Here is a 19,235-nt window from a genome sequence, read left to right as displayed (position 1 = left end):
GCACCGGTCAGTCTCAGAATTCGTCGCGTTCTAATGGCTAAAGCCTATGGAGCTCTCGGACTGGCTACGCCATTCCTGCGAGAAACACGCAGTAAGCGCTAAAGCGCAAACTGCCTGTGTTCCCCGAGCAGTGGTTACCGCTCCGGCCCACACGCCTTCACTCACCAACCCGACCGACGCGGCCTCTGACTACTAACGTAGCAACCACTTCTCCGGGCACGACACCTCCACCCCACCGCCACTTTGCCGGCACTCGTTACTTTGAATATCATCCGAAAGATTAGTCGCTATTGAACATTGCGAAAAGAAGCAAGATCTAATCCTACTACACCAACCGATCAAATCTCACAAACTGTACACCGATTACTTGCTTTAACCGAACCCTCTAAGTTTATTTACCATTGCGACTAGCTAACTATTATCTCTTTAAACCTAGCAGGAAACTAAGCTATGCCTTGAAACACAACCACTACTCCATGGGCGTAATTGCAACATTACGGTTAATCCACGTTAATCGACATGGCGCACAAAGGATTGTGGACATAGTAGACGCTACCACAATGTATTGGGAACCCACCGTCGGGCTTTGGGACGGAGGCGTCGTGTCCGGAGACGTAGTTCCCACAGTAGCGTAAGGCCGCGTCGGTCGGTCCGGTGAGTGGAGGCGTGTGGGGTCGGAATGGTAACCACTGCTGGGGTGTAACGCAGTAGGAGCCGCAGGCGACGTACTGCGCGACGAGTTTCGAGACCAGCCGGTGGTCCTCCGGATGGGCTCGAAATCGCACCGGAAACTCACCCGGGTTTGGTGAGTTGGAGGTTTCGCCCTATCAGTGGATTACCATGGAGCACCCCACGTAAGCCGCAATTCACCGGTCCGACAAACGCTGCCGCCAGCCACTACCGTATCAATCCACGGCGCAGGACACGTAGGCCGCAGTCCCAAAGTCCGCCCGCGTGTTCGTGCCCACTCCAGCTGCGGTTACCGCGGAGCGCCCCACGGAAGCCGCAGCTCACCGGTCCGGCCTACGCTGCCGGCACCACTGCATGCAAAAAGCCGATCCACAGTTGCGGGTCGGCTTTGCTTAATCTAGGGGAGCGGTGATTACATCATGCCGCCCATGCCCGCGCCGGGGGCACCAGCACCGGCTGCAGGGTTGTTGTTGCCATTCTTGTCCGGAATGTCAGCAACTACGGCTTCAGTTGTCAGCATCAGGGCTGCAACGGAAGCGGCGTTCTGTAGTGCGGAACGCGTAACCTTGGTTGGGTCGATAATCCCACTCTTGGCGAGGTCTTCCCATTCACCACTAGCAGCGTTGTAACCAACACCAACTTCCTGGCTCTTCAGGTGCTCAACAATCACGGAACCGTCTAGACCAGCGTTTTCAGCAATCTGACGAACTGGTTCCTCAAGGGCACGCTGCACAATGTTGATACCAGTCTGCACGTCGCCACTTTCCTTCAACGCAGCAACTGCTGGAATGGCGTTAGCCAAAGCAGTACCACCACCGGCCACGTAGCCTTCTTCAACCGCAGCACGGGTTGCGTTCAGGGCGTCTTCAATCCGGTACTTACGTTCCTTCAACTCAGTTTCAGTAGCAGCACCGACGTTAACGACGGCAACACCACCAGCTAACTTAGCCAGACGTTCCTGCAACTTTTCACGGTCAAAGTCGCTGGTCGTGTCCTCAATCTGGGACTTGATGGTAGCGACACGTTCGTCGATGGCGTCCTTAGTACCAGCGCCTTCAACAATCGTGGTGTCATCCTTGGTAACGGTAATCTTGCCAGCCTGGCCCAACTGTTCCAAGGTCGTGTCCTTCAGTTCCATACCGATGTCTGAGCTGATCACCTGGGCACCAGTCAGAACGGCGATGTCTTCCAGCTGCGCCTTACGACGGTCACCGAAGCCAGGGGCCTTAACGGCAACCACGTTGAACGTACCACGAATCTTGTTCAATACCAGGGTTGGCAAAGCCTCACCATCAACGTCATCAGCAATGATCAGGAGGGACTTACCCTGCTGCACAATCTGCTGCAGCAATGGCAAAATGTCCTGGATGTTGCTAATCTTCTTGTCGGTAATCAGGATGTACGGGTTGTCCAAGTCGGCTTCCATCTTGTCGTTGTCAGTAACCATGTACTGGGACAGGTAGCCGCGGTCGAACTGCATCCCCTCAACAACGGATAGCTCCGTCTTGATACCTTTGCCTTCCTCAATGGTAATAACACCGTCGTGGCCAACCTCCTCCATGGCCTCGGCGATCAACTTACCAACTTCTTCACTAGCGGAGGAAACGGCACCAACCTGTGCAACTTCTTCCTGGTTGGAAACCTTGTGGGAGTTCTTGTGTAAAGCATCAACAGCGGCCTCAGTGGCCAACTCGATACCCTTGCGGATACCCACTGGGTTAGCACCAGCAGTCACGTTCTTCATACCTTCACGGATGATGGCCTGAGCCAAAACCGTGGCGGTAGTCGTACCATCACCGGCAATGTCGTTAGTCTTGGAAGCTACTTCTGCTACTAGCTTGGCACCCATGTTTTCGTAACGGTCTTCCAACTCAATGGACTTAGCAATCGTCACACCATCATTAGTGATTTCTGGTGCGCCGTATTCCTTGTCCAAAACAACGTTACGACCCTTAGGACCAATGGTGGTCTTAACGGTGTTTGCCAACTTGTCCACACCACGCAGCATTGCTGCCCGTGCGTCTTCAGAAAACTTAATGTCTTTAGCCATGTCTATTATTCACCTCAGTAAATTAGTTCGTTACGACTTAGTCTTCAACGATTGCCATGATGTCCTTGTCGTGGAGAATCAGGTAATCTTCGCCATCAAACTTCACTTGGGAACCGGCATACTTGTCATACATGATGACGTCGCCTTCCTTGACGGACATTGGTAGCCGCTTGCCTTCTGGTGTCGTGGCACCGGCACCAACAGCAATTACCTTACCAGTCGTTGGCTTTTCCTTCGCGTTGTTAGCAAGAACAATACCGCCAACGGTTTGTTCCTTTTCTTCCTCGACCTGAACGACAACACGATCTCCTAATGGTTTCAGCAAGATAATCCCTCCAAGAATTTTTTTTGATTGATTTTTAGCACTCGTTTGTTTTAAGTGCTAACACAATTCTTACTATACCATGTTGTTAGCAAAATGCAACAGGGAGTGCTAATTTTTTTTCTAACCCTGAATTAGGGTAAACAAAAACGCCGCCAGCGCGACGCGTACAACGACATTATTCAAATCGTTCGTCCCGATTCGCGACGAAGAAAATTAGTGACTGTAATTCGTTGGCCAAGTCAATATACTTGACATCCACGCTTGCGGGTACGTTCACCCGCGTGGTCGAGAAGTTCATTATGCCTTCAACTCCCGCCTCCACGAGCGCATCCGTAATGTCCTGCGCGGCGGTCACCGGCGTAGCCAGGATGGCAATCTTAATCTGCTGGTCCTTAATCTGCTGCTCCAAATCCGCCATTGAGTACACCGGCACCCCCGTCTGAATGGTCCCCGTAATTTTAGGGTCGGTATCAAAGGCGGCGCTGATGCGAATATTGTTGGTCTGTTGGAAGTTATAGTTGAGCAAGGCACGCCCCAGGTTGCCCACCCCGATTAACGCCACGTGCGTGAGGTGATCCTGGTACAAAGCCTTACGGAAGAACCGGAGTAAGCTGTGCACGTTGTAGCCAAAGCCGCGCGTTCCCAGCTGCCCAAAGTACGCAAAGTCCCGGCGGATGGTGGTCGCATCGATATTTATCCGTACCGCAAAATCACGGGAGGAAATATGCTCAACGCCCTCATCAGCCAGAATATTCAAGTAACGGTAATAAATCGGCAACCGTTTCGCGGTCGCGTGTGGTATTTTGCCTACAGCCATGCCTCAACCCCCTATACATAGTTTTTCATTATCATGTTAACCGGTTTAACAGCATAATTCAAGCGTTTTCATTGAGATTGTGCAATTGTTGTCCGTTATTTCTGTCACCCAATAGTCCCCCGCTTAACTACACGTCCAATCTGCTACATCTTATCTAATGATGACCACGTTAAAATATGTACCACCACGCTGTTTCCGTCTTGTTTGGTTTATCACGTTACGGTCTACTCACCGCAAAGAAATATTTCCCCGGTAATCGTAGGGGCAAGGAGGCCGAATATGCTATATTGGAAGTAATTATTTTGCACCACGATAACGGTACGGCTGTCTCAGTCGCACCCGATGAGGTTAAACACATTGATTTTATTACAGGCACAGAGTGTCGGCCGCAGTTTTGATGGCATCGACCTCTTCACAAACGTTAACTTACAAATTCAGGACAATAGCCGGATTGGTCTCGTCGGGCCGAACGGTATTGGCAAAACCACCCTACTCGAGATTCTCGCGGGCATCACCGAACCGGATTACGGCGCAGTGACCAGCCGCAAAAACTTAAGCGTCGGCTACCTGGCGCAAAACTCAGGACTTGACTCGGGCAAAGAAATTTACGCGAGATGCTCAACGGCTTTGCCACCCTCAGGGCCATGGAACGTCAACTCCACACACTCGAAGAACAAATTGCTGATCCGGCCACTGCGGACGATCCCGAAGCATACGCCGCTACCCTCAAACAGTACGATCAGCTCAGTAACGACTTCCGCGAACAAAACGGTTACGGTTACGAGGCGGAGATTCGCAACGTGCTGTCCGGGTTCAACTTTGCTCCCGAACGCTACCACGACCAGATCAGCACCCTATCCGGTGGTGAGCGCAGCCGACTCGCGCTAGCCAAAATGTTGCTCTCACGGCACGACCTCATTATTCTCGACGAACCGACGAACCACCTCGACATCGACACGCTCGGCTGGTTGGAAGGCTACCTGCGCGGCTATAACGGCGCCATCCTGATCGTCAGCCACGACCAGTACTTCCTCGACCATACCATTAACGAGGTGTACGAGCTGGCTCCCCGCGGCGCCACGCACTATACCGGTAACTACACACAGTATCGGCAGCAGCGGGCGGCCAACCTGGACCAGGCGTGGAAGGCTTACAACAAGCAACAGGAAGAAATTGCAAAACTGCAAGAATTTGTGGACAAGAACATCGTCCGGGCCAGCTCAACCAAGCAGGCGCAGAGTCGGCGTAAGCAGCTGGAAAAGATGGACCGCCTGGAACGCCCAACTGGTGAGCAATCCGCCCACTTCCACTTCACCGCTGATAAATCCAGTGGTAATGAAGTGCTCAAAGTCCAGAACGCCACGATTGGGTATGCGCCTGACGATCCCATGGCGGGTCCCATCGACTTCACGGTCAACAAGGGCGAACGGATTGGCATTGTCGGCCCCAACGGTGTGGGCAAATCGACTTTGCTTAAAAGTGTGCTGGGGCGCATCCCCTTCCTGAAGGGCGACGCCGTACTGGGCGCCAACGTCCAGCCCGGGTACTACGACCAAGATCAAGCGTCACTGAACCCCAAAAATACTGTGCTGGAAGAAGTCTGGCAGGAACACCCGACCACCCCTGAAAAGGACATCCGTTCCGCACTGGCCGCCTTCCTCTTGGGTGCGGGCGACGTGGACAAAACGGTGGCTTCGCTTTCCGGGGGGCAACGAGCCCGACTGCTCATGACCAAGCTAGCCATGGACCACGATAACTTCCTTATCCTGGACGAACCGACTAACCACCTCGATATCAACAGTAAGGAAGTGCTCGAACAAGCCCTAGAAAGCTTCGATGGCACCGTCCTCTTCGTCAGCCACGACCGTTACTTCATCAATGACTTAGCGGACCGGCTGGTGGTGCTTAGTCCAGCGGGTAGCGAAACCATTCTGGGTAACTGGGACTACTACCAGGAAAAGCAAAACGAAGACGAACCCACGGACGGGGCAGACCACCTGGGTGTCTTTGGTACGAGTACGGCGCAGAAGCAGACGACGAACAGCCAGGGTGCGGCGGACTATGCCGCGGCCAAAGCCGACCAAAAGGCCCAGCGGAAGTTGCAACGCCGCGTGGATGCCGCCGAAAAAGCCATTGAGGAATTGGAGGCCCAGAAGCAAACCATCCTCGACGCCATGGCCCTACCGGAGAATGCGACTGCCGCCATCAAGCTACAGGACATGCAAAAGGACGTCGACGCGTTGGATGCACAACTGGCCGACGCCGAAGCCGAATGGGAAGCTGCGGGGATGGCCCTCGAAGATAACGAATAACACCAAAGAAGGTAGTGTGAACGACCGCCAAACCGCGGGTACGTTCGCACTACCTTCTTTTTATGCTTGCCGCTAACCTAATAGCTGGTCGAGAAACGTTAATACCCCCTGGGTGTTGTTATCGGCGGTCTCGGCGTCCGCAACGGCTTTGACCGCATCACTAGCATTGGCCATGGCGACACCCAAACCCACCTCACGGATCATCTCCAGGTCGTTGCCACCATCTCCAAAGGCGCACATATCCGCCAAATCAACGTTTAGCACCTGGCCCAGCTGCTGCAACCCAGCGGCTTTGTGCACACCTGGTTGGATGAGGTCGATATCCCCGTGACCACTCGAAGCGGGTACGGCCAGGCCGTCCATCAGTTGTTCAAAGCGGTGGACCAATGCGTCGGTCTCATCTGGCGGACAGCTGATGGCAAACTTAATCAGCTCGTCATCCAAATCATCAAAGCTGTCCACTAACTCCAGCTGGTAGTAATACCGCCGCACATCGGCGATCCACTCCGGCCGTTCGTCCGCCAACACGTAGGCGCTCTTGACGCCGCAAACTACGACGTGAATGTCCGGCACCGTCGCCAACCGCGCAATGATTGTGGCCGCAGTCGAGCTAGCATACCGGTTGATGGCATACTCCCGATGCTCGTCCCGGATGTACGCGCCGTTTTCGGCCACGTAAATGGTGTCGGGATAATCCGTAAAGAATGAGCGTAGTTGGTAGTACTGGTTCCCGCTGGCAACCACGAAGCGGATACCCTGTTCCTGCATCCGCTGGTGCAACCGTGCAAAGTGTTCGCGGTCATAATCCATCGCGTCGTTTAAAAATGTACCGTCCATATCCACTGCCACTAACTTTGGCTGTTTCATTATTAATCCCCCATATATTTACGAACAGCCACGGCGACCCCGTCATGCGCATTATCGCAGTGACCCAATCAGCCGCCGCCACAACCTGATCACGCGCGTTACCCATCGCCACCGCGGTCCCGGCGAAATCAAACATTGGCAGGTCGTTCAGCTCGTCGCCAATCGCCAAAACTTCCTCAGCACCGTAGCCCAAAGTCGCACACAACGATTGCAGCGCTGTGCCCTTGTCCACCCTGGGTTGCATCGCCTCAAAGAATACCGGCGTGGACCGCACCGTCGCAAACCGGTCCCCAAAGTGGTCGGCAAACGGCTGAACAATGGTGTCCAACTGCGGCGCAGGGTCAACAAACAGAAACTTGGGAATCACAATGGCCGCCGGGAGCGCCTGCGGATTGACCACCGAGAGTCCGGCATGGTTTTCCCACGCTTGCACCACCGTAATGGCCCCAACGTCAGTATTGCCAGTGAACACCCGTCCCGATAAGTCCAGAGCATTGTAGTGCACGTTGTGGTTATCCGCGAACGCCGCCAAATCGATGTAGTCTGACCGCGTCAGTGTGTGACTAACCAGGACCCTGCCGGCCAAATTCTGGACCACCGCACCATTGTACGTGATGGCATACTCCTCAGGACCATCGATATTAATGGCCGCCAAAAAAATCCCGCACACCTACCAGCGGCCGCCCAGTGCACAAAACAATGTGCGCTCCACGCATAGCGGCTTCCCGCAACGCTGCGGCCGTAGTGTTGGTGAGCTTACCCTCAGGATTAAGTAGCGTATCGTCGACATCAATTGCAATTAGTTTTATCATTGGCCACCTCCGTTAAATTGTATATACAATTTAACATGGTAGCGGTAACAATGGGGGACATTTTTAACAGCGATTGGTGTCCTTTTCGTGGAAACGGGCGTACCGGGCTCGGTAAACGGACGGCGTCACACCTTTCCACTGCTTAAAGTTACGCGTCAACGTCTTATCACCACTGAATCCGCACGCAGACGCCACGTAGTTCACTGGCTGGTCAGTCCCCAACAACATCTTCCGGGCATTGAGCAACCGTACCAACCGAATATAGCGGCTAATGGGCATCTGAATGGCATCGTTAAATTGATTATTGACGGTTGTCAGGGAAACGTGAAATTCCTCCGCCAGCGACCGACCCGTAATGGGTTCCGCGTACCGCTGCATGATGGCACCCATCATGGTATCCACCAGCCCCGCGTTATCATTCACAGCCACCGCGACTTTGCCGTGCTTATAATCACTGAACAAAATGCCCAGGATGGCAAAGAAGTGGCCTAATACCACCAACCGTATCGCCGGATCAGCCGTCGCGTCCACCAGTTCCATCATCGACTGCATGTGTCGCAACAATTTCCGGTATGATGCCGCCGCAACCGCACCGTGCAGGCGCAACTCCACGCTGGGGAGGTCCGGATAGTTTTCGGCCATGAAGTCCGCGTCAACGATGAACCCAAATTCACGCCATCCGCCGTTATCAAACCCACTCGCGCTGTGTACAGCGCGGGAGTTGACCACCCAAACATCTCCAGGCACGTATTCATGGGTCACCCCGTCGGTCACAAACTTCAACGGCATGCCCTCAATCAGCATGTTGACCTCAACACCCTGATGCCAGTGCGGTGCAACCTCAACCCGCGTAGACTCATCGTGCAGGTAGTACTTAAACGGCAGGTGCGGCGCCGTTTGCACGATTTCGTGAACGATCTTCATTTTAGTCGTCCTCCATTCGCAATCTAAAACAAACCGTACCAGACGGTGAATGTTGGTGCAAGCGCGTCCAACCCATCAATATGGGGATATGTACATTAATTTAGCAATAAATTTGTTCGTGGAGATAACAAAATGACTCTATCCGATAAGGCGCTATCCTGGTGGTTATGAACTCGCGGCTGGGGTTTGGGGCTACGGCTTACGTTCCCTACGCCGTGATTGCTACACCCGCACGCTCTGGACGTTCCGTCCTCCCGCGGATAATTGAGTTTGAGAAGTACACTCAATCTCAATTATCTGCCGCTGTAACTCGCTTCGCTCGAACAGCGCTCTGGGGTCGCAGCAACCACGTCTCCGGGCACGACACCTCCACCCCAAACCCCACCCGCGGTTCCCGATAATTGGTTAGCATACCCGCATCACAAACAATTTTGGAATACTTTGAGTGAAATGGTATTGTTCAGGATATTTACCGTGAAAAACAAAAACGTTGGGCAGCATCTTTGCTGACCAACGTTTATTTCAAATTAAAAGTCCGTGATTTAGTATTTGGTCACGTTGCTACATCCACACTAATTGCACAATCTGTTAGATAGACTAGTTGTAGAAGTACCCCAAATCACTAGCCACACTCGGGTATACCGGAATCCACTGCTGCAACGCGCTCGCCGGCAACCCCTGCGTAATGATACCGGTGCAGTAGTTAATCAATTCCTCGGCATTCGTCGCCAAAGCAATTGCCCCCACCAACTGCCCGCTGGCCCGCTCCGTAATAGTCGTCACGCGCGCATTGTCATCACGAATCCGGTGGTAAGTATACCAACTGCCCACGTCCTGGGTCAGCACCTCATACGTATCTGGATGCGCCTGAGCCTCATCCAACGACACGCCTACCTGCGCCAACTCGGGTCCGGCAAAGACCGTGTGCGGCACCACCGGGTAGTTGATGGGAGCCGCGTCCCCATTGATCGCGCCCGTAACGTACCGCCCCTCAAAGCTAGCAGTCGGCGTCAACTTCGGAATTCGCTTAGCCACAGCATCACCAATCACGAAGACGTTGGCTGCACTGCTTTGGAGATGCTCATTCACCTGAATGCCACCCCGCTGTACTCCACGCCCGCGGCCTCTAGGTTGAGTTTTTCAATGTTGGCCCCTCGACCAGCTGCGGCCACCAGGTAATCCAAAGCTACTTCCTCGCCGTGCGCAGTCACCGCCACTACGCCACCGTCTGCACCAGAGCGAACACTAGCAATCTCGGTGTCCCAATGCCACTGCACCCCTTTGGCACGCAACTGTTCAGCGACGCGATCAGAGTATTCTTCCGGAAAGGCACGCAGTAGCCGCCGGTTGTGCTGAAAAACGTGCACGGCCACGCCAGCCTCGGCTGCGATGTTAGCCAGTTCAACCGCCACGTAGCCCGCGCCAATGAATCCAATGCTCTGTGGCCGGTCCGGCAAGGCGAGGAAATCGGTACTCGTCGATAGTAGCTCCTTCCCCGGTATGTCGGGGATGTTTGCGTGTGCGCCGGTTGCAACCACCACTTTGTCAGTAGTCACCACCCGGTCGCCAACCGCCAACGTGTGGGCATCACGGAATGTCGCCGTACCGTGGATGTGATCAATATTTGCACCCGCCAACCCCTGCTCGGTGCCGCCGGGAACCCCGTCTGTATAGCTACGCTTGAAGGCCATCATGTCGGCCCAGTTAACGCTGGGGTGCCCGGTCAAACCGCTATCCTGATAGTTCCGTACCTGGCGTTGAGCTTCGACTACACCGTACAGCATCTTCTTCGGGTCGCAACCAAAGTTGGGACAGGTTCCACCCCACAAATTATTTTCCACCACCAACACGTGCTGGGACGATGCCAAGCCGTACGCAGCCGCTAAGCCACCAGGCCCCGCACCGATAATCACAACATCGTAATCATAATCATAATCCGCCATAGTGAGTCTCCTTCTTCGTGCATTCCTGAACAGTTAGTTGTGTACTATTCGGCGTCCCGTGGTACGCGCCGCTTACTATCTGATTATTAGTGTTCCGGGGAGCGATTGCAAGCCGGCGTCCTCCTGGCTTGCGGGCAAGAAAAAGCCCTGACGGCACGTTTGCATTGGGATGCAGGGGCCATTAGGGCGAATAGGAATGTTTTGTTTTGGAGAACAATAAGTTACTGTGGGGATGAATTGTAGTCGATCTAACGGGATTTTGGGTGGTAAACGCCACCCTGTCTTCGCGTTATGGCTCAATTTTGAAACAAGCTGCGCCCCGCAGAAACCGACGTATAAGCAGCTCCGAACAAAAATCCAAGTGCGGGCTCCATTACATAGGCGGTAAACGCCACACCGTTCCCGCGTTTTGACTCAATTTTAAAACGAGCTGCGCAGGCCAGAAGACGCCACATAAGGCACTCCAACCAAAAGGCCAAAACCGGGCCTTTCGGTTGGAGTGCCTTATGTTCTGTCTTCTAAACGGCCTGCTCCGCTCTCTCAAAATCCAGTCCCGGCACCGCATTCAAATCCGGTCCCGCCGTCACGCCCTTGGCCCATTCAATATGCGCCGCCGCCCCGACCATCGCACCGTTGTCACCGCATAACCGTAAAGGTGGAAATACCATCTCCACTTCCGGAAAACGTACCGCCATCTGGCGTTCAACGCCTCGCGCAAACCCTGGTTGGCCGCCACGCCCCCGGCCACAATCAACTGCTTCACCGGGTGCGTCTCTAACGCCCGCATCGTCTTGTCAATTAACACGTCCACCACGCTGCCTGAAAACTAGCCGCTAAATCTGCCCGGTCTAACTTGTCGCCGACCTGGTCCGCATGGTGCACCGTGTTTATGAACGCCGACTTTAACCCGCTAAAGCTAAAGTCCAAGTTATCTTCGTGCATCATCGCCCGCGGGAAGTTGAACGTGTCCTGACCCTGGTGCGCCAGCGTGTCCATCTCCTTACCAGCGGGATAATTAATCCCGAGAATCCGGCCCACTTTGTCGTAAGCCTCACCCGCCGCGTCATCCCGCGTCTCGCCAATGACGTTGAAGTGCCCCGGCGCGTCCACGTACACAATCTCCGTGTGCCCGCCCGAAACCATCAACGCCAAAAATGGGTACTGCAAAGTCGTCACAAACGCCGCCGCGTAAATGTGCCCCGCCATATGGTTCACCGGAATCAGCGGCAAGTGGTGTGCGTACGCAATCGTCTTTGCCGCCGTCACACCCACAAGGAGGGAGCCCACCAGCCCCGGTCCGTACGTTACCGCCACGGCGTCCAAGTCGTCGTAGTTCACGTGGGCCGTACGGAGGGCGTCGTCAATGATCATGGTAATCTGCTCCACGTGGTGGCGACTCGCAACCTCCGGCACCACGCCACCAAACCGCTTGTGGCTGTTAATCTGGGTGGCGATAATGTTACTCAAAATTACGTGGCCATCTTCAATGACCGCCACGGAGGTTTCGTCACAACTGGATTCAAACGATAAAATTAATTCGTGTTCACTCATGCTTTGCCATTCTCCATCTCTGCACGCGCAGGGCTCAACTCCAAGCGCATATCCAGGGCGTCCTGATGCGTGGAGGCGTAGTAATTACGCTTAATGTGCCCGTCGCGAAATCCAAGACTACGGTACAACTGTTGCGCATTGGTATTGTCGGTCCGCACTTCTAACGTCATGCGGGTGTCATTATGGGCTCGCGCAACCCCAATCATCGCTTCCAGCAAGGTTTTCCCCAACCCGTGATGCTGATAATCAGAAGCCACCGCTAAGTTCGTAATGTGGGCTTCCGCACCGCGGAACGATGTGCCCACAAAGCCCACCACGCGGCCGGCCATGTTCACCGCGACCACGTATAACCGCGACCGCACCTTTTGTAACTCCGATAGAAAGACGAATCGGTCCCACGGTGTGTCACCATACACGTCGCGCTCAATGTCTAAGGCCGCACCAATATCAGCGGCAGTCATTTGGCGCAAAATAATTTGCTCCGTGGCCACCGTCACCGTGCGCGCACTAAAGGCGAGTTCCGCCGTATTTAGCTGGTCAATCCACACCCTAAACCTTTTCCACATAATGATCAGACCCTTGATTGTCATGCGTCTGCAGCCAATTGCGTTCAGCCTCCGTGACCCGCAAGTACCGGGGCACAAAGCTGTCAATGTCGATTGGCGGCAATTCCGTTCCCAACTGGGCCAGTCGACTACCACGCGGTAACGCCGCCACATCGTCAGCGAAGCGCGCCCCGTGACCTAGCCGTGCCAGGATGTTTTCCCGCATTGTGGCATCCGCACCGACAAAAACGGCCGGCTGACGCAACGCCTGGACTTCATCCACCAACGTGGTGAGCGCGATGTGCCGGTCCTGAATCACGTTACGGAGGCGCCCATCAACCCACTGATACCCGCCCGCAAAGACGTTCTGACGGCGTGCGTCCATCAGCGGCAACACCAACGCGTGCGTGTCACGTACGTTAGCCGCCAGCACCGCTAGACTAGAGACACCGACCAACTGGATATTGAGGGTGTACGCCAAAGTCTTGGCCGTCGTTACGCCAATACGCAGGCCAGTGTAACTACCCGGCCCGGCCGCAACAACCACGCGGTCCAGTGCGGTAGGCTCAACGCCACTTTGACTCATTAACTGTTCAATTACCGGCAGTAACTGCCCACTATGCGAGCGGGCGTGGTTCAAAGTGGTCTCGCCCAACACCTCACCGTTATCGGTAACGGCAACGCTCATGGCCTTATTGGAAGTATCGATAGCAAGTATTTTCATTGCACATTTCCCCCCTTTACAAAAAGATATTTGCACCTAGTTTACCACAATCATACTGTTTATTGGTCACTAGTGACCCGCGCAATGCCGCGCGACAGCACATTATCCTCGCCAAAATAAAAAAAGAGCCATTACCGGCTCCCTCATTACCTGAACGCGGCACCAACACGTGCACCACTCAGGCTTTAAATTCGTTCATCATGCGAGTGATGGCCGTACCGCCGTCACCCCTTTGAGTACCCCGTAAATGAGAATCGCCTGGATTGGCAATTCTATGAGGTTTTTAATCACCCGCGGCCAGAGGATTACTTTGAGATCAAAGCCCATCATAACCAACCACCAGGTGCCTAACACCACGTTCACCAGTGCGATAACCAGCAAAGTCGCTACCGCCACCCGCCACACACTGGCACTGTGTTCGTGGAAAAACATCCCGTAGATTGCGGCCGCGACCGCTGCCGATAGCGTGTAACCGAGAAAATCGGCCCCGCTACCAAACAGGACAAACCCGACCTGGTCCAAAATAGCCGCAGCCGCTGCTGCCCACCACGGGCCAAAATAATAACCCATGAGGGCCGTTGCGATGAACGCCGGGCTAATCTTGAGGAAGTCAGTCCCCACCGAAAATCGGGCGAGCACCAATTCCAACGCCATTAGTAGCGCCAGGAACGCCATCGACCGCGTGTTCAAACGCGGCGAACGTAAACTCAATATTTGCATTGTAGCCATCTCCTTGGGGAGACGCCAAAGGGCAGGCCACGCTGTGTGCACTACTACTAGTACCCACGCAACAATCAATCAACCGTCGCACACCGTCACGGTACGGAATGGGTGTGACGTAGCCTAATCTAAGACGAATGCGGTACACACACCGCGCCCCGCATGGCGGGAGCTTCGTCCGGTGTTCACATTCCGTTCCACCGGCACTTAACGCGTGCATACCTACTCCTTATTTTTTTTGTAAGCCAATAACTTACCTGTTAAGCGTACCACGGCTACCTTTATTTCTGCAAGGGGGTCCAGGATATTTCTGCAATCGCGTTGACCACGTCGCCGGTGGTGATGCGGTGCAAAGTCGTCGTGGTGCCAGTATCCTGGACGTGCTGGAACGCCGCCGTGGTGGTGTCGTCGGGTCCGACCTCCTGCTCGTACTTAATGTTCACGCTGACCGGACGATTTTTCTGTAACCAGTCGTTCCCCAGGCTATCGCAAAGCCAGTCAAAGTAGTGGACGTTGTTGACGTGACCGTTGAAGTCTATGTCAAAGTAGCGTACCCGGTAATCCCGGGCACCATCGGCAGCGCCCATCTTCGTCACGCGCGGTAACCGTTCGACTTTGGCACTCTTCACCGCTCCCGTCGGCGCCGCAATGGCATCAATGATGGGCATGATTTTCCGTTTTTGCAGGTCAAACATCACCCAGGTGCTGTGAATGAGCGCAATGTTGTTGCCATCCAGATCGTCAATGCCGTAGGTTCGGTAGCACAACAGCCGGTTATAGGACGTGGCCTCGGTCCAAACGTGTAACCGTTCGTCCACTCGCGGCAGACGGTTAATCTCCATCTGGTTTTGGGTAATGACCCAACCAGCACCATACTCCGCCAGTCCGGCCACCCCGATATTCAATTCGTCCAACTGGTGTTCCGACACCAACATCATGATGTTGACGGTATCCGCCACGCTAATATCGCCCGTTGTCGTACCCATGAAAAATGGTACCTGGTAGTCTTCCGAATAACGCACACAATGCCTCCTTGTCTACTCAATACCATGAAATTCGTTATACACGTCCTGCCGGGGGATGCCCAGCCGCTTCGCCACCTGCTTGATGGCCGCGTTGGGGGCCGCCCCACCATCAATGATGGCTTGGACTTGCTCAATCACGGTACCCGTGGGCGCGTCATCCGTGGCCCCGGACTGCACGCCATCCCCGGGAGCCACCATAATGACGTACTCCCCGCGGGGATTAGCGGCCACCGCCTGTAGTTCCGCCAGCGTACCGCGACTGAACTCCTCAAACTTCTTGGTTAACTCTCGCGCGACCACTGCGCGTCGATCCCCACCAAAAACGTCGGCCATCGTCGCCAAAGTTTTGGCCAGTCGATGCGGGGCCTCGTAGAAAATCATCGTGGCAGGATGGTGCACCCAGCTAGCCAAAGTCGCGGCTTGCTCCGTCGCTTTGCGGGGCAAAAAGCCGTAAAAAGTGAACGGCTGCGGCGCAATCCCGACGCGATGAGCGCAGTGAGGCCGGCGTTCGGTCCTGGCAGCGGCACCACGGCAATGCCTGCGGCGGTCGCAGCCGCCACCAGCTCCGTGCCAGGGTCGCTGATTGACGGCATCCCCGCGTCACTTACCTGCGCAATATTAGCGCCCGCCCGCAACTTGTCCAGCAGTTCAGGGATCCGCTGCTGCGTATTATGTTCGTGGAAGCTGATCTGGCGAGTATCAATACCAAAGTGGCTTAACAATTGGCCGGTATGCCGCGTATCCTCGGCTGCAATCAGGTCCACCGACCGCAACGTATCGATTGCCCGGACCGTCATATCGTCCAAATTACCGATTGGCGTGGGCACCAAGTATAGCGTCCCCTCCTGGTGTTCCGCGAAACTTTTCTGTACCTGCATCGCTTTGTCCTTTCACCAAAATGGGGTCGTGACCCAGGACGCCGGGACAGATATCTGCCCCGACACTCCACATGAACGCCACAACCCCACAATCAAAGTTACATCAATTACCACTGCGCTCGCCATCCGCGTCCGCGTATATCACTGCGGAGCAAAACGCGCACGGTTCCCCGTCAACTCGACGTGAGCCGTACTGGAATGAGCAAACGTGATAACCCTCGTTGTAAATTTTTTCCAGGTTAGCCTTCGATTTTGACAGTCCGCCCTGAGACGGCTTGCCCTTGGGGGTGCCATCTGGTCGATTAATTCCTGTAATCGGTCACGGAGATGTTCATTTTCAATTTTCAGCTCTGCATTTTGTTCCAGAACCGCAGTAAAATCTTCACGCAAGTTTTCCAGCTTTTGCGCTAAAGCACTGGCGGTGTCCGCCGCCTGCTGAAACTCTTCAAATACATCCCGATCCGCCATCGCTGACTTACCCCCGTAAAATTAATAGTACCAATTGTTCCATGTTGGCCTGAAAATTCACGTTACTTTCAATCTGTGTACCCGCCGCCAACACCAGCTGCAGGCCATTCGCAACGTGCGTACCTGCCCGTTGCGCCAGGTGTGCAACACCCTCATCCTGCTTGAACACAGCCGGGGCCGCACCATAACAACGGTTAATGGCTTCGGAATAGGCCAAAGCCAGCAACTGGACGAACTGCCGTTGCGTTGCACGATCCGGGCAGGCTTTGACCACGTCGGTTTGAATCAACGGAAAGGCGAGTTCATCCCCCGCTGCCAAGCGGTCAACCAATTGTAGCATCACGTGCACCCGCTTGGCGAAGTCCTCATCTTGGGCCAACTCCACCCCGCCGTCCACCGACGCGTTAAGCGGGCGACCACGTTGGCCAAGCTGGGCGCAACGTTAGCAGCAACCAACTGGTCTTCAATGTCCCCACGGCGCGGAGCGGGAAACTGGATGACTTGCGCTCGTGACAGCACCGTCGGTAACAAACCGTTTTTGTTCGTCGTCGTCAGAATAATGAGCATGCCCGGATACGGCTCCTCAAAGAACTTGAGGAGGCTATTCGCAGCTGCCGTCGTCATCCGTCTGCATCTTCAATAATGAAAACGCGCCGGTTGCCCTCCATCCCCGACTTACTCATTTCTTCCTTCAGTCCGCGGACCGCGTCGGCTTTGATGGCTGTACCCTCAGGACTAATGGTCAGTACGTCGGTGTGGTTACCAGTCAGCACGCGTCGGCACTCGTCACATTCACCACACGGCTGGCCGTCCTGCAGGTTGGTGCAAAATAGGCGTTGTGCCAGCCACGTTGCCAACGCGCTCGGCCCGCTTCCCCGTGGGCCCACAAAAACGTAGGCCTGCGAAAGCCGGTCATGCTGGATCACGTTCTGAAATTGCTGTACCAGCTGGTTGTAACTGGTTAATCTCCGCCATTACCATTAGAACTGGTGGAAGGACTCGACCGGCATGACAAAGACGGTGGCGCCACCGACCTGCACCTCAATAGGGTACGACTGGCCGGCCTCGGCCGTGTCGACGTTCATAATCGGTGGAGTCATAAACTGTTCCCGGGTCTGGCCGTTCTCCTTGATGATGTCGAGTACCTCATCCACCCGTTCGTCCTCAATCCCAATGATAAAGGTAGTGTTACCCGCTTTGAGAAAGCCGCCAGTAGTGCTGAGCTTAGTGGCCCGCACGTTAGCATCCACAAAGGCCGAGCTCAGGTTAGTTGCATCTTTGTCCTGCACGATTGCCAAAATTAGCTTCATAGTTTTCCCCCCGTAGTTAGTTACTCCTGCCAGTAAGCTGCCAAGTGCGTCCGCAACACAGCGAGCGTATCTGCACACACCTGATCGAGTGTCTGGGTGGCGTCCACGGTCACGATGCGGTCGCGGTGGTCCGCTGCCAACCTCAAGTAGGCAGCACGCACACGGTCATGAAAATCTTCCTTTTCTTGGTCCAACCGGTCAAACTGCGTATCCCGGCGATGCGCATTAATCCGCGCCAGGCCCACGCTGGCCGGCACGTCGAGGTAAACGGTCAGCGCCGGGGTCAACCCCTCGGTGGCAAAGTTGTTGAGGGCACCAACGGCATCCTCACCGATACCGCGTCCCGCGCCCTGATAGGCAATGGAGCTGTCCACAAAGCGATCACAAACGACGACTTTGCCTGCCGCCAAAGCTGGTCGAATCACTTCGACCAGGTGTTGCCGGCGGGACGCCGCGTAGAGGATGGCCTCGGTGCGCGGATCCATTTCGGTATTGGCCGGATCCAAAATTAGTTCGCGGATATGTTCAGAGATCCGTGCCCCACCCGGCTCGCGGGTTTCTAGTACCGGCACCCGCAAGTGCGCGGTTAGTTCCGGGACCACCCGGCGCAAAACGCTGTCTTTGCCCGCGCCGTCGGGTCCTTCAAATGTAATAAATACGCCTGCCACATCAACAACCCCTTTGTGAATATTCTACTGTAATTATCTAATCAGAGCAAAGTCGTGTTTCACGAGTCGGGGGGGGCGTGCAGGGGGAGTTGGTTGGGGGACTGCGCCTTTGTGGGACATTCCGCGGTGACCGCTGCTAGGGCGAAACCTCCAACCGCAAAACCCGCGGTTTCCGGTGCGACTTAGAGCCTGCCTGCCAAGCCCGGGCAGTCAGTCTCTAAGTTCGTCGCGCCGTACGTCGCCTCCGGCTCCTACGGCGGCATGCCCTTTGCAGCGGTCACCGTTCCAGTCCCAGTCGGCTCCGTCCCCCAACCAACTCCCCCGGCACCCGTTCCCTCGATGGGCCTAACACCAAAAGGACTAGAAACTTAAACACTAACGCAACCAGATTATTATGCGTATGTCTCGTACCACAGCCCCAATTTAACCTCAACAGTAGTTGTACAGACGGTAGCGGATCTCCACCAACTAGGTTTGGTCGGCTGGTGTGGCGGAGGTGGTGGGCGGTTGGCCGTGACGGCTGCAGGCCCGTAGTTCCGTTATGAGCGCAGCGAATTACGGAATCAAATTGGGTAGACCGAGTGGTTTTCTCGGGCTAGCCAATTC

At 54.9% G+C, this 19,235-nt stretch carries 17 protein-coding genes, 5 pseudogenes and 1 riboswitch; of the genes and pseudogenes, 1 reads left to right on the top strand and 21 read right to left on the bottom strand.

Annotation, left to right across the window (positions count from 1 at the left end; genetic code table 11):
* Positions 1–1,102: 1,102 nt before the first annotated feature.
* The 3 genes from groL to JCM12539_RS10580 form a co-directional block, all read right to left on the bottom strand.
* A complete protein-coding gene (groL, locus tag JCM12539_RS10590; RefSeq protein WP_054651336.1) occupies positions 1,103–2,740 on the bottom strand; it encodes a chaperonin GroEL in 1,638 nt (545 codons plus the stop codon).
* A gap of 37 nt (positions 2,741–2,777) precedes the next feature.
* Complete coding sequence (groES, locus tag JCM12539_RS10585; protein ID WP_054651334.1) at positions 2,778–3,065, bottom strand: co-chaperone GroES; 288 nt, start codon at positions 3,063–3,065, stop codon at positions 2,778–2,780.
* 175 nt (positions 3,066–3,240) lie between these two features.
* Positions 3,241–3,882, bottom strand: a complete 642-nt coding sequence (locus tag JCM12539_RS10580) for a redox-sensing transcriptional repressor Rex (protein ID WP_054651333.1) — start codon at positions 3,880–3,882, stop codon at positions 3,241–3,243.
* Between the two features lie 357 nt (positions 3,883–4,239).
* Between JCM12539_RS10580 and JCM12539_RS10575 the strand changes: the two are divergent.
* Positions 4,240–6,194, top strand: a pseudogene (locus tag JCM12539_RS10575) (ABC-F family ATP-binding cassette domain-containing protein).
* Between the two features lie 72 nt (positions 6,195–6,266).
* Here JCM12539_RS10575 and JCM12539_RS10570 read toward each other — a convergent pair.
* From JCM12539_RS10570 to tmk, 18 genes and pseudogenes are all read right to left on the bottom strand, one after another.
* Positions 6,267–7,061 carry a Cof-type HAD-IIB family hydrolase gene (locus tag JCM12539_RS10570; protein WP_054651331.1) on the bottom strand — a complete coding sequence of 265 codons (795 nt, stop codon included), beginning with the start codon at positions 7,059–7,061 and terminating at the stop codon, positions 6,267–6,269.
* Positions 6,994–7,716 carry an HAD hydrolase family protein gene (locus tag JCM12539_RS10565; protein ID WP_054651329.1) on the bottom strand — a complete coding sequence of 241 codons (723 nt, stop codon included), beginning with the start codon at positions 7,714–7,716 and terminating at the stop codon, positions 6,994–6,996. Before JCM12539_RS10565 ends, JCM12539_RS10570 begins: the two co-directional genes overlap by 68 nt.
* The gene (locus JCM12539_RS14875) at positions 7,703–7,873 is read right to left on the bottom strand and encodes an HAD hydrolase family protein (RefSeq protein WP_082405492.1); all 171 of its coding nucleotides are present in this window, start codon (positions 7,871–7,873) and stop codon (positions 7,703–7,705) included. Before JCM12539_RS14875 ends, JCM12539_RS10565 begins: the two co-directional genes overlap by 14 nt.
* Before the next feature lie 63 nt (positions 7,874–7,936).
* Positions 7,937–8,797: a helix-turn-helix domain-containing protein gene (locus tag JCM12539_RS10560; protein ID WP_054651327.1), complete on the bottom strand. Its 861-nt coding sequence runs from the start codon at positions 8,795–8,797 to the stop codon at positions 7,937–7,939.
* 597 nt (positions 8,798–9,394) lie between these two features.
* Positions 9,395–9,886, bottom strand: coding sequence for an oxidoreductase dimerization domain-containing protein (locus JCM12539_RS14315; protein WP_225350354.1), 492 nt, complete (start codon positions 9,884–9,886; stop codon positions 9,395–9,397).
* Complete coding sequence (locus tag JCM12539_RS14310) at positions 9,883–10,740, bottom strand: FAD-dependent oxidoreductase (RefSeq protein WP_225350353.1); 858 nt, start codon at positions 10,738–10,740, stop codon at positions 9,883–9,885. The genes JCM12539_RS14315 and JCM12539_RS14310 overlap by 4 nt, the downstream gene beginning before the upstream one ends.
* 518 nt (positions 10,741–11,258) lie before the next feature.
* A pseudogene (tsaD, locus tag JCM12539_RS10550) lies at positions 11,259–12,291 on the bottom strand (tRNA (adenosine(37)-N6)-threonylcarbamoyltransferase complex transferase subunit TsaD).
* Positions 12,288–12,881, bottom strand: a complete 594-nt coding sequence (gene rimI, locus JCM12539_RS10545; protein WP_420835954.1) for a ribosomal protein S18-alanine N-acetyltransferase — start codon at positions 12,879–12,881, stop codon at positions 12,288–12,290. Before rimI ends, tsaD begins: the two are co-directional and overlap by 4 nt.
* Complete coding sequence (gene tsaB / locus JCM12539_RS10540; RefSeq protein ID WP_054651325.1) at positions 12,841–13,560, bottom strand: tRNA (adenosine(37)-N6)-threonylcarbamoyltransferase complex dimerization subunit type 1 TsaB; 720 nt, start codon at positions 13,558–13,560, stop codon at positions 12,841–12,843. Before tsaB ends, rimI begins: the two co-directional genes overlap by 41 nt.
* A gap of 198 nt (positions 13,561–13,758) precedes the next feature.
* Positions 13,759–14,280, bottom strand: coding sequence for a folate family ECF transporter S component (locus JCM12539_RS10535; protein ID WP_054651323.1), 522 nt, complete (start codon positions 14,278–14,280; stop codon positions 13,759–13,761).
* A 129-nt stretch (positions 14,281–14,409) separates the two neighbouring features.
* Positions 14,410–14,512: riboswitch (THF riboswitch) on the bottom strand.
* A 49-nt stretch (positions 14,513–14,561) separates the two neighbouring features.
* Positions 14,562–15,302, bottom strand: coding sequence for an acyl-[acyl-carrier-protein] thioesterase (locus tag JCM12539_RS10530; RefSeq protein WP_054651322.1), 741 nt, complete (start codon positions 15,300–15,302; stop codon positions 14,562–14,564).
* A gap of 15 nt (positions 15,303–15,317) precedes the next feature.
* Positions 15,318–16,183, bottom strand: a pseudogene (rsmI, locus tag JCM12539_RS10525) (16S rRNA (cytidine(1402)-2'-O)-methyltransferase).
* Between the two features lie 103 nt (positions 16,184–16,286).
* Positions 16,287–16,412, bottom strand: coding sequence for an initiation control protein YabA (locus JCM12539_RS15325; protein WP_369396107.1), 126 nt, complete (start codon positions 16,410–16,412; stop codon positions 16,287–16,289).
* Between the two features lie 80 nt (positions 16,413–16,492).
* Positions 16,493–16,651: pseudogene (locus JCM12539_RS15320) on the bottom strand (initiation control protein YabA); the annotation flags it as partial.
* Positions 16,652–16,658: 7 nt separating this feature from the next.
* The gene (locus tag JCM12539_RS10515) at positions 16,659–17,036 is read right to left on the bottom strand and encodes a hypothetical protein (protein WP_156302181.1); all 378 of its coding nucleotides are present in this window, start codon (positions 17,034–17,036) and stop codon (positions 16,659–16,661) included.
* A pseudogene (gene holB, locus JCM12539_RS14305) lies at positions 16,991–17,577 on the bottom strand (DNA polymerase III subunit delta'). Before holB ends, JCM12539_RS10515 begins: the two are co-directional and overlap by 46 nt.
* Before the next feature lie 54 nt (positions 17,578–17,631).
* On the bottom strand, positions 17,632–17,961 hold the full coding sequence (darA, locus tag JCM12539_RS10500; protein ID WP_054651312.1) for a cyclic di-AMP receptor DarA: 330 nt from the start codon (positions 17,959–17,961) through the stop codon (positions 17,632–17,634).
* A gap of 20 nt (positions 17,962–17,981) precedes the next feature.
* Entirely contained in the window at positions 17,982–18,629 is a 648-nt protein-coding gene (gene tmk, locus JCM12539_RS10495; protein WP_054651310.1) for a dTMP kinase, read from the bottom strand.
* Positions 18,630–19,235 lie beyond the last annotated feature (606 nt).

Origin of the sequence: Lacticaseibacillus pantheris DSM 15945 = JCM 12539 = NBRC 106106, assembly GCF_001311175.1 — a bacterium.
In the GTDB taxonomy this organism is placed as follows: Bacteria; Bacillota; Bacilli; order Lactobacillales; family Lactobacillaceae; genus Lacticaseibacillus; species Lacticaseibacillus pantheris.
The sequence above is the reverse complement of the archived record's forward strand: the minus strand, read 5'-3'. Positions and strand labels throughout refer to the sequence as shown.